This window comes from Bombilactobacillus bombi (assembly GCF_013607485.1).
GTDB classification, from domain to species: domain Bacteria; phylum Bacillota; class Bacilli; order Lactobacillales; family Lactobacillaceae; genus Bombilactobacillus; species Bombilactobacillus bombi_A.
The window spans coordinates 1-2777 of sequence record NZ_SCHP01000092.1 but is presented as its reverse complement, the minus strand read 5'-3'; the positions used below and the strand labels follow the sequence as shown (position 1 = coordinate 2777).

Below are 2777 nucleotides of genomic sequence, written 5' to 3'. Positions count from 1 at the left end.
TTAATTAAAAATAAAATATCTTAAATAATTAAAAAGATGACCTAAGAGACAATTTTGGTCATCTTTTTAATTGACTGTTCACCGTATTGTTCGCTGGTTTTGATTAGAATTTCTGCGCAAGCAATGGTATCATCAAGTGCGTGGTGGTGATGTTGCAATGAAATATTAAGTAATTTAGCAACTGTATTAAGCTTATGATTTGGCATTTGCGGATAAAAACGGCGAGAAGTGCGGACGGTATCAATGGCTTGGTAAGCTGGAGCTTTTATCTGATACATGGCTAAGGTTTGACGCAAAACGCGAATATCAAAATGGGCATTATGAGCGGCAATAAGATTATTTAAGTTAAAAAGTTGCTTAATGTGCGGCCATATTTGATCAAAGGTAGGCGCTTGTTGTACATCTGCTGGTCGAATGTGATGAATAGCAATATTGCGATAGTGGAATTCTTGTTGTGGATTAATTAATGTATAAAAAGTATCAGTGATTTGATTATTTTCAACAAGTGCTAAAGCCAAGGAACATGCGCTGGAACCACGACCATTAGCTGTTTCAAAATCCATAGCAACAAAATTCATAATTTTAACTTCCTTATTTAGGATATTCTGAGTTTTCATTATATACTATATTTATTGTGGATGTTAATTATTAACTTGGCACTAATGAAAGTTAAGAGGTTAGAACAAAATGAAAAGCACTTTACTAGATTTGCCAATTGAAATTAAAGTAAATGAACCTTTAAGTAAATACACTTATACAAAAACTGGTGGGCCAGCTGATTTTTTAGCTTTTCCCACTAATCGGCAAGAACTCAAAATGTTATTAAATATTGCACATCAGGAACACTTGGCAGTGACGACTCTGGGCAATTCCAGTAATTTAATAATTAAAGATGGTGGTATTCGCGGTTTAGTTATTATGCTGCCGCGCTTTAAAAAAATTACTGTTGATCAACAAAAAATTGTGGCCGAAGCCGGTGCGGCTATTATTGATGTTGCTAAAGCTGCTAGTAAGGCTAGTTTAACGGGTTTAGAATTTGCTGCTGGAATACCAGGAAGTGTAGGCGGAGCAGCTTTTATGAATGCGGGAGCTTATGGTGGTGAAATGGCGGATGTGATTAGCAGTATTGATGAGATTTTGCCAGATGGTCAAGAAGTAAAGTTGACAGGTTCAGATTTACATTTTGCTTATCGGCACAGTATTGTTCAGGAAAACCAGGGTATTGTAGTAGCAGTAACTTTTTCGCTAACGCTGGGTCAACAACCTCAAATTCAAAATAAAATGGATGAATTAAATCAATTACGACGCTCTAAGCAACCTTTGGAATATCCTTCCTGTGGTAGCGTGTTTAAGCGTCCAAAAGGGTATTTTACTGGGCCATTAATCATTAAGGCAGGCTTACAAGGTAAGACTATTGGCGGTGCTCAAGTGTCGATGAAACATGCTGGCTTTATTATTAATACAGGGGAGGCCACGGCTACGGACTATTTGAATTTAATTCATCTCATTCAACAGACTGTCAAAGAAAAATTTGATGTACAATTAGAACCTGAAGTACGAATTATTGGTGAAGATATATTATAGTTAGGACAGAATATATGCAGAATTTTCTCAGTCATTTATTTACGCTTACTACTTTAACAAATATAATCGATATTTTATTTGTTTGGTATTTAATTTATAAGTTATTAATGCTTATTCGCGGAACTAAAGCTATTCAGCTGTTAAAGGGACTTTTTATTATTATCGTCATTAAATTGATCAGCTGGTTTTTGAATTTGCACACTGTCGCCTATTTGACTGATCAAGTCTTTAATTGGGCGGTAATTGTTATTATTATTATTTTTGCTCCAGAAATACGGCGTGGCTTGGAAAAACTTGGGCGTATACCGTTTTTTCTACCTGTTAAAAATGAGCAAAAAGACATTGCTGATAACTTAATACAGGCCTTGGATAAAGCTATTCAGTATATGTCTAAGCGCCGCATTGGGGCTTTAATTACAATTCAAATGGATACTGGTTTAGAAGAATATGTAGAAACCGGGATTAAATTAAGCGCTGACGTTACTGGAGAATTATTAATCAATATTTTTATTCCTAATACGCCTTTGCATGATGGGGCAGTAATTATTAATAAAAATAAAATTGAAGTAGCTGCGGCTTACTTGCCACTTTCAGAAAGTAATACAATTCCAAAAAAATTAGGTACCCGACATCGAGCTGCAGTAGGAATTAGTGAGGTAACAGATGCTTTAACAGTGGTTGTTTCTGAAGAAACTGGTGGCGTTATGATTACGCATAAAAGTCATATGATGCTAGACTTGAGCCGTGAGGATTATCTGAACTATCTGCGAGCACAATTAGAGCCACCTAATGAAAAAACTTCATCATTCTTTAGTAGTTTACTACCACACCTTAAAAAGGAGGATGCTAAATGAGTAAGTGGCGCCGGTTCACTAATTCAAAGTATTTTTATATGATTTTATCGTTGGCAGTCTCCATTTGGATTTATGTGAGTGTATCTTCTCCTAGCATTGGCAGTACGCGCAATGCCGCTAATTCTAATAATGTGGCAGTAGCAGAAAAAAGCACCACAGTAACCATGAATTTACAAGTGGATGTGGATACTAATAGCTTTTTTGTGACAGGTTATCCTAAGCAAGTAGAAGTGAAAATTCAAGGACCAGCGGCTTTAGTTACTGCGACTAAAAATACCCAAAATTTTACCGTCTATATCGATTTACGTCAGTTGCAGGTGGGAAAGCATCGGGTTAAGG

Annotated in this window: 3 protein-coding genes and 1 pseudogene; 3 read left to right on the top strand and 1 reads right to left on the bottom strand. The window is 36.0% G+C overall.

The annotated features are described in order from the left end of the window. Positions 1–41 precede the first annotated feature (41 nt). Entirely contained in the window at positions 42–578 is a 537-nt protein-coding gene (locus tag EQ827_RS08310) for a 3'-5' exonuclease (RefSeq protein ID WP_181190521.1), read from the bottom strand. 109 nt (positions 579–687) lie between these two features. Between EQ827_RS08310 and murB the strand changes: the two genes are divergently transcribed. From murB to EQ827_RS08295, 3 genes and pseudogenes are all read left to right on the top strand, one after another. Continuing rightward, positions 688–1584, top strand: coding sequence for a UDP-N-acetylmuramate dehydrogenase (gene murB, locus EQ827_RS08305; protein WP_181190520.1), 897 nt, complete (start codon positions 688–690; stop codon positions 1582–1584). Between the two features lie 14 nt (positions 1585–1598). After that, a complete protein-coding gene (gene cdaA / locus EQ827_RS08300) occupies positions 1599–2438 on the top strand; it encodes a diadenylate cyclase CdaA (protein ID WP_181190519.1) in 840 nt (279 codons plus the stop codon). After that, positions 2435–2777 (top strand): annotated as a pseudogene (locus EQ827_RS08295) (CdaR family protein); the annotation flags it as partial. The gene cdaA and the pseudogene EQ827_RS08295, both read left to right, overlap by 4 nt.